Source organism: Jutongia sp., assembly GCF_057878315.1.
This window is the reverse complement of the sequence record NZ_DBLXSO010000038.1, coordinates 21,623-30,330: the sequence shown is the minus strand read 5'-3', so window position 1 is coordinate 30,330 and position 8,708 is coordinate 21,623. Positions and strand designations below refer to the sequence as shown.

Annotated in this window: 4 protein-coding genes and 1 pseudogene; 1 reads left to right on the top strand and 4 read right to left on the bottom strand. The window is 45.5% G+C overall.

The features are described 5' to 3' along the window. Positions 1-96: 96 nt before the first annotated feature. Complete coding sequence (locus ACZLMD_RS09575; RefSeq protein WP_489495615.1) at positions 97-1,425, bottom strand: alpha/beta hydrolase-fold protein; 1,329 nt, start codon at positions 1,423-1,425, stop codon at positions 97-99. A gap of 192 nt (positions 1,426-1,617) precedes the next feature. Between ACZLMD_RS09575 and ACZLMD_RS09570 the strand changes: the two genes are divergently transcribed. After that, a complete protein-coding gene (locus ACZLMD_RS09570) occupies positions 1,618-2,511 on the top strand; it encodes a helix-turn-helix transcriptional regulator (RefSeq protein WP_484107721.1) in 894 nt (297 codons plus the stop codon). A gap of 104 nt (positions 2,512-2,615) precedes the next feature. On the opposite strand, the gene dtd is transcribed toward ACZLMD_RS09570, so the two are convergent. From dtd to gltB, 3 genes and pseudogenes are all read right to left on the bottom strand, one after another. Then, complete coding sequence (gene dtd / locus ACZLMD_RS09565) at positions 2,616-3,068, bottom strand: D-aminoacyl-tRNA deacylase (protein ID WP_118561028.1); 453 nt, start codon at positions 3,066-3,068, stop codon at positions 2,616-2,618. Positions 3,069-3,320: 252 nt separating this feature from the next. Continuing rightward, entirely contained in the window at positions 3,321-4,802 is a 1,482-nt protein-coding gene (locus ACZLMD_RS09560) for a glutamate synthase subunit beta (protein WP_489495614.1), read from the bottom strand. 25 nt (positions 4,803-4,827) lie between these two features. After that, positions 4,828-8,652: pseudogene (gene gltB, locus ACZLMD_RS09555) on the bottom strand (glutamate synthase large subunit); the annotation flags it as partial. Positions 8,653-8,708 lie beyond the last annotated feature (56 nt).

Here is an 8,708-nt window from a genome sequence, read left to right as displayed (position 1 = left end):
ACGGATTTTTAATATATTGGCAGGCAAAATATGATTTCTAAATAACCGGACATAAGAAATATTATGGGCAAATTTCCATCCTTGGTATGGGAAGTCTTAGTTACTTATCTTTACATTTTTTAAAAAACTTCTCTTCAGAAAATTAACAAGTCCGTTTTTCCAAACCTTTTCCTCATGGGTTCCACCCGGATACAGGTACCACATATGATCAACCTTGTTCTCTGTAAGTCTCTTATGATAATCCTCCGGATTATTTCCTATCGTGCTGTCTGCATCACCACTGCAAAGCAAAACGGTATGTGGAGTTGTTGTCCAGCCATCCAGATTCAGAATACTTTGATCCAGACTCGGAGCTGCTGAAAAAGATCCTATATAATTAAAATGGTCCTTAATAACAAATCCAAGACGAAGCGCCTCCATTCCTCCCATAGAAAGACCACATACTCCTGTGTTCTCTCTTTTTGTTGAAACCGCATAATTCTTCTGAATATACGGTTCCAGATCAGTCAGAAATTCCTTTTCAAACACGGTAAAGGCACCAATGTTGTCACTCGAAAAAGTGTTTTGATCCAATCCATTTTTCGGTACAACACTCGGAAGAACTGCCACTAACGGCTGAAGTTCACCACGATTGATCATGTTACTTAAAATCTCGTTCAACGACATATAACGCCACTGTCCCCGGTCACATCCGATTCCATGCAACATATAAAGTACCGGATATTCTTTATTCTCATCATAATTCGGCGGCAGGTATACATATGCCTCTCTGTCCGCTCCAACAACAGCTGAATGATATGTCACATCCTTAAATTTTCCCTGCGGCATATCCTTCTGACGTTTGGTATACTGCTTCATTTCCGGATTAAAATACAATTCAAAATCTTCTTTTGTTCCACTCTTCTTACCTGCCTCCCAAGCTGCCCCCTGTTCAATATTCGGCGTTGGTACCGGCGTTGGCGTTACCGGAGCTGCCGTTGCCGGCAATGGTGTGGATGTCGGCTGTACAGACGGCGATGGTGCAGCTGGCTGTGTCGCTGTTACATCCGGCTGCGGAATTACCGTTGGTTGATTCTGTATCGGTTCACTGGTCTGCGGCGACTGTTTCGGTTTTACTGTCACTCTGCACACATACTTTTTCTTCTGAACACGTGCGATGATCTTTGTTTTTCCAATCCTTTTTCCACAAACCTCTCCTCTTTGTGTCACGGTAGCTATCTTCTTATTATTGGAGATCCACTTAACTTTCTTCTTTGTATTTTTGATTTGCAGTTTTTTCTTTTCTCCGACCTTTAATTCCAGATTTTTCCGGTTTAATTTCGGCTTTGTTTTTGCAGACGCTATTATTCCGGTGATACCCATCACCAACAATCCGGCGATCACACAGGTAATCATTGCATTTCTGGCAGCATGTAATCTTTTCATTCTCATTCCTCCTTACCAAACAAGGTTTCTCTTGACAATTTCGTAAACTAAGAATAGCATAATATGTACAAATATAGAATATCTATTTCCGACCATGATATATATTATAGCGACTTTTTTTAAACAATGTACCCTTTATAACTGATTATAATAAATGATTGAATATTACAGAATTTCGAAAGGAGTTCCCTTATGGAATTACTACCTTATATTTCCGGTTTTTCAAACTCTCTCCCGGTTTTTTTACTGTCCGGTGTTGTTCACATTCCATCTCCCAATAAGCATTTTCAGAGGATTTCACAAAATTGGATCATCTATATCATTACGGATGGCATTATGCAAATTATGGAAAATGAGAATCAATACACTCTCACCGCCGGTGATATTATGATCTTTTCTCCCGGCAAATGCCACTATGGGCTACTCACAAATGAACATATTGACTATTATTACATTCATTTTGATTGGAATTGTCTGCAGGACATAACAATGACATCCGAAGAATATCTTCAGCAAAAAGTAGGCGGACATCCATTTTTTCCAACGCCCTCCTCTACTGTCCAAAACACTTTTTTACTGCCCAAATACTTTCATCCGACACACTCTGACTTCGAAAAAATCATCCGTCAAATGCAGCATCTGACAAATTTCAATTCGACAAACGGACTTCATCAGCAATCAATCAATGATGCCCTTTTATTCGTGCTTTTGTTACAAATGTCCCGTTCAGAACTGTCTCATATTTTACACACGGAGCAGGAAAATCTTTCTCTTCCGTTTCGTATCTGTGACTATTTAAAAAATAATTATTCACATAAAATCACCGGCTCTATGTTGGAAGATATTTTTCACCATAATTTCGACTATATGAACCGCCGATTCAAACAGCATACCGGCACGACCATTTTTGCCTTTTTAGAAAATTTAAGAATCGAACAAGGAAAAAAACTTTTAAAAAGCCGGCAGTTTACTATATCAGAAACAGCAGAGGCTCTCGGCTTTTGTAACGCTTTTTACTTTAGCAGGGTTTTCAAGAAACACGAAGCCATTACCCCAAGCGAATATCAACAAAAACATAGCGTCTGATCAAATAACACTATTGCTTTCATCCAAGCAGTGCGATAATAAATATCCACCAGATAATGACTACCGGATACTTATCAGATATTTGCATCCGATAAATGATTACATCAACGACAAATTTCCTCCGAATCCAGCATCACCGTAAACGGTCCGTCATTCAACAAAGACACCTTCATATCCGCACCAAACACACCGGCACCCACTTCGAATCCCCTGTCCCGCAGGCTCGCAAGCACATATTCGTACAGCTCGTTTGCCAGCTGTGGATTGCCCGCATTTGTAAAGGATGGGCGGTTTCCCTTGCGGCAGTCCGCATACAAAGTAAACTGGGATACCACGAGAAAGTTTCCACCGACATCAGCGATGGATTTGTTGGTTTTGCCGTTTTCATCCTCGAAGATCCGGAGCTTTACCATTTTGTCGATCATCTTGTCTGCAATCTCTGTCGTATCCTCTTCTGCTACACCGACAAATACCAGAAATCCATGGTCGACACGTCCGGTGATCTCTCCACCCACTTCCACTGATGCTTCTCTTACTCTCTGAATCAATAATTTCATGATCTATAAATCCTCCTGCAGCTTTTTTTCAATCATATACATTTTCGGGTCATAATGCAATCCCCCACAGACATAATCACCGACGCTAACGAAAGCTGCAAAAAAGCAAAGCACGATGTGTCCCATTTTTCGTACACACCGTGCCTCGGTTTCTCCCACGCTTATTTCGTATTTATCTGATATTTCTTTCTCAATCCGCAGCTAAAATTTATTTTATAATAAATCCCGCATCTGCGTATTTCCACATCAACATCAATCCAGATTCGTATATCCCATCAGGAATTTATCGACTTCTTTTGCCACATGGCGTCCCTCGTTGATGCCCCATACGACCAGTGACTGACCTCTGTGCATATCTCCTGCCGTAAATACCTTGTCAACGCTTGTCTTGAACTCACCCGGAGCTGTCTCGACGTTGGTACGTGCATTGAGCTTCACGCCAAATGCCTTTGCCACATACTCCTGTGCGCCAAGGAAGCCTGCTGCAATCAGGACAACATCTGCCGGCATCTCAAATTCACTTCCGGCGATCTCTGTCATATTCATACGACCGGTCTTTGGATCCTTCTTTGCCTCCAGCTTCACAAGCTTCACCTTCTTGAGCTTGCCGTTCTTGTCTGCGATAAACTCCTTTACGGTTGTCTGATAGATTCGCGGATCATGTCCGAATACCGCAATCGCTTCTTCCTGGCCGTAATCGGTCTTGCAGACTCTCGGCCACTCCGGCCAAGGATTGGATGCTGCTCTCTCATCCGGAAGCTTTGGCATCATCTCAAGCTGCGTTACGGATTTTGCGCCCTGACGGACTGCTGTTCCGACACAGTCGTTTCCGGTATCACCGCCACCGATGACGATAACATGTTTGCCCTTTGTATCAACCCAGCCCTCTTTCTTGCCGGTAAGGACATGCTTGGTGGAGCGCGTCAGAAAATCTACCGCAAAATAGATTCCCTCTGCTTCTCTACCCTTTGCCTTGATATCACGCGGATTGGATGCGCCACAGGCGAGGATCACACTGTCGTATTCCTTCATCAGATCTGTTGCCTTAACGTCTTTTCCGACATCTGCGTTGACAACAAACTTCACGCCCTCTTCTTCCATAACCTTCTGCTTGCGGTCGATAACCCACTTCTCCAGCTTCATGTTCGGAATACCGTACATCAGAAGACCTCCGATATGATCATTTCTCTCATATACCGTAACGGAATGACCGCGGCGGTTAAGCTGATCGGCTGCTGCCAGTCCGGAAGGACCGGAACCGATGACTGCAACCTTTTTGCCGGTCCGAGTCTTTGGAGGCTGCGTCCCCATCAGTTCGTTGGCATAACCGTACTCGATGATCGCATTCTCATTTGCCTTGCAGGTAACCGGTGTATCGTTCAGACCACAGGTGCAGGCTGCCTCACAGAGTGCCGGGCATACTCTGGAGGTAAACTCCGGAAAGTTATTTGTCTGACGCAGCATCTGCAGTGCCTTTTTGTAATTACCATGATATAAAAGATCATTCCACTCCGGCACCAGGTTGTTCAGAGGACAACCGGAAGCCATTCCTCCGATCATCATACCGGACTGGCAGAACGGCACGCCACAGTTCATGCATCTTGCCGCCTGCTCTCTACGATCCTTTTCGCGCATTGGTGTGTGAAACTCGTTAAAGTTCTTGATTCGCTCTAATGGCTCCACTGCCTGATTATTTTTCCGCTCATATTCTAAAAATCCCGTTGGTTTACCCATGTTGATTCTCCTTTCCAATCAAAGCTTATTTATTTTTATGCTCGTAAAATGCTTCAATCTGTGCCTGCTCATAACTCAGACCGTGCTCCTCCATCTGGGCGATCAGCTGCAGCATATGAGCATAGTCATAAGAAATAATCTTCTTGAATTTTGGAAGATATTCACTGAAATCGTCAAGGATCATCTTACCCTTCTTAGAGCCTGTTGCTGCAACGTGCTCCTCGATCATCTCTTTGAGTTCCAGTACATCGTATTTATCGGTGATCGGCTCTGAGGATACCAGCTCCTTATTCAGCTTCAGGTAAAGGTTGCTGTCCTCATCCAGTACATAGGCAACACCGCCGCTCATACCGGCTGCGAAGTTCTTTCCGGTCGGTCCGAGAACAACAACACGACCTCCTGTCATGTACTCGCATCCATGATCGCCGACACCCTCTACAACCGCATAAGCACCGGAGTTTCTTACACAGAAACGCTCACCGGCAATACCATTGATGAATGCCTTACCGCTTGTGGCACCATAGAGAGCAACGTTACCAACGATAATATTTTCTTCTGCCTTGAACCGGCTGTTTGCAGGCGGATATACCACGATCTTACCACCGGAAAGACCTTTTCCGAGGTAATCATTGGAATCACCCTCCAGCTCTAAGGTAAGTCCCTTCGGGATAAATGCACCGAAACTCTGTCCACCGCTTCCGTCACACTTCACTGTGATTGTATCCTCCTCGAGAGTGTCACCAAACTTCTTGGTAACCTCGGAACCAAGGATCGTTCCGAGAGAACGGTTAATATTGTCAACTTTTACCTCGATCCGCGATTTCTCACCGGTTTCAAGAGACTTCTTCAGTTTCGGAAGGAATACCTTCTCATCGATCGTCTTTTCCAGCTCGAAATCGTATTTATCCTTCGGATTAAACTTGTTGTCCTTACGCATGCCTGCAAAGGTAGGGTCCAAAATCTTGGACAGATCAACACGCTTTGCATACTCTGCTGCCTCACCGGTCAGTTCCTTTCTCTGAAGAAGATCAACTCGACCGATCAGATCATCGAGCTTACGAACGCCAAGTGCTGCCATATATTCACGAAGCTCACTTGCGATGAAACGCATAAAGTTCTCAACATACTCCGGCTTACCGCGGAATCTCTTACGCAGCTCCGGATTCTGTGTTGCAACACCGACCGGACAGGTATCCAGATTGCAGACACGCATCATGACACAGCCCATTGTGATCAGCGGAGCCGTAGCAAAGCCAAACTCCTCTGCACCAAGCATTGCAGCGATCGCTACATCACGGCCGGTCATTAACTTACCGTCTGTCTCGATGCGGACACGGGAACGAAGTCCGTTCATGATCAATGTCTGATGAGTCTCGGCAAGACCAAGTTCCCAAGGAAGACCTGCGTTGTAGATAGAGCTCTTCGGTGCCGCACCGGTACCTCCATCGTATCCGGAGATCAGGATAACGGCTGCACCGGCCTTTGCAACACCGGCTGCGACAGTTCCGACACCTGCCTCGGAAACAAGCTTTACGGAAATTCTTGCATCTTTATTACTGTTTTTCAGGTCGTAGATCAGCTGAGCCAGATCCTCAATAGAGTAAATATCATGATGCGGTGGTGGGGAGATCAGGCTGACACCCGGTGTGGAATGACGGGTCTTTGCAACCCAAGGATAAACCTTTCCACCCGGAAGATGACCACCCTCACCGGGCTTTGCACCCTGTGCCATCTTGATCTGGATCTCCTTGGCACTGACAAGGTAACGGGAGGTGACACCAAAACGTCCGGATGCCACCTGCTTGATTGCAGAACAGCGATCCACTTCGGATCCGGCAGTTTCCAGTCTCTCAAGACTCTCACCACCCTCACCGCTGTTTGACTTACCATGGAGACGGTTCATTGCGATCGCCAATGTCTCATGTGCCTCCTGTGAAATAGATCCGTAAGACATTGCACCGGTCTTAAATCTCTGTACGATCTCATCCACACTCTCAACCTGATCAATGTCGATACCCTTCTTCGGATATTTGAAATCAAGAAGACTTCTTAAATTGATCTGCTTCTCTTTCTCATCTATACACTTTGAATACTGCTTAAACAGCTCATAATTACCGGTCCAGGCTGCCTGCTGCAGAAGATGGATCGTCTCCGGATTGTACAGATGCTCCTCCTGATGACCACGTTCTTTATGCTGTCCTCGGTTCTCTAAGTTCAGATCAACCGTCAGATCCAGCGGATCAAATGCACGGCTGTGCTGCTCGTCGATCTGCTTCTCAATATCCTCAAGAGTAACACCACCCACACGACTTACCGTATCCGGGAAGTAAGTCTCGATAACTTCCTTGGAGATACCGATTGCCTCGAAGATCTTGGATCCCTGATAAGACTGGATCGTAGAAATTCCCATCTTGGAAGCGATCTTTACGATGCCATGAAGAACAGCGTTATCATAATCACTGACTGCTGCATAATAATCCTTGTCCAGCATTCCGTTACTGATCAGCTCACGGATCGTCTCATGTGCCAGATATGGATTGACCGCACTTGCACCGTATCCGAGAAGTGTTGCAAAATGATGAACCTCTCTCGGCTCTGCCGTCTCAAGAATGACTGACATGCTTGTTCTTCTCTTTGTTGTTACCAGATGCTGCTGCAGGGTAGAAACCGCAAGCAGGGATGGAATCGGCATATGGAACTCATCCACATCACGGTCACTTAAGATCAGGATGTTGCAGCCTTCCTTATGCGCACGGTCTGCCTCAAGGCACAGATGATCCAGTGCTTTCTTTAAGGATGTGTTCTTATAATAAGTAATCGGAAGAACCTCACACTTAAAGCCATCCTTATCCATGTTCTTAATCTTTAAAAGATCGGTATCATTCAGGATCGGATTGTGGATCTTTAATACCTTGCAGTTCTCTCCCTTCTCCTCGAGAAGGTTTCCGTCCTCACCGATGTAAACGCTTGTTGATGTAACGATCTCCTCGCGGATCGCATCGATCGGAGGGTTTGTTACCTGTGCAAACATCTGCTTGAAATAGTTAAACAGCGGCTGTACCTTACGGGAAAGCATTGGAAGCGGTGTATCGGTACCCATGGATGCGATCGGCTCACTTCCGTTCTGCGCCATCGGCAGGATAGAGTTCTTATATTCCTCAAAGGTATAACCGAATGCCTTCTGCATTCTTGCTCTCTCTTCATCCGTGTACTCCGGTACCTTATGGTTTGGAATATGAAGCTCTGCCAGAGTGACGAGATTACTGTTTAACCACTCACCGTACGGCTGACGGGATGCATATTTCTCTTTCAGGTCCGCATCATCGATCAGCTCACCCTTCACGGTGTCCACCAGAAGCATACGGCCCGGTCTTAAACGATCCTTCTTCACGATCTTCTCCGGAGGAAGTTCAAATACACCAACCTCGGACGAAAGGATCAGCTGATCGTCTGTTGTAATATAGTAACGGGAAGGTCTGAGACCATTACGGTCAAGGACAGCTCCCATATAATCACCATCGGAGAACAGGATAGATGCCGGACCATCCCATGGCTCCATCATTGTTGCATAATACTGATAAAAGTCTCTCTTCTTCTGGCTGATGCTCATATCATTTTCCCATGGCTCAGGGATCGTGATCATCACGGCAAGCGGCAGCTCCATACCACTCATTACCAGAAATTCCAGTGTATTATCAAGACGTGCGGAGTCGGAACCGTTTGGATCGACAACCGGCAGAATCTTATGGAAATCACTGGACAGATATGGTGTCTCCATCGTCTCCTCGCGGGCAAGCATCTTATCTGCATTACCTACGATCGTATTGATCTCACCATTGTGTACGATGAAAAATCTTCAAGAATTATTATCAAAACCCGTCTGGCAGATGACAGGTGAAGAGTTCA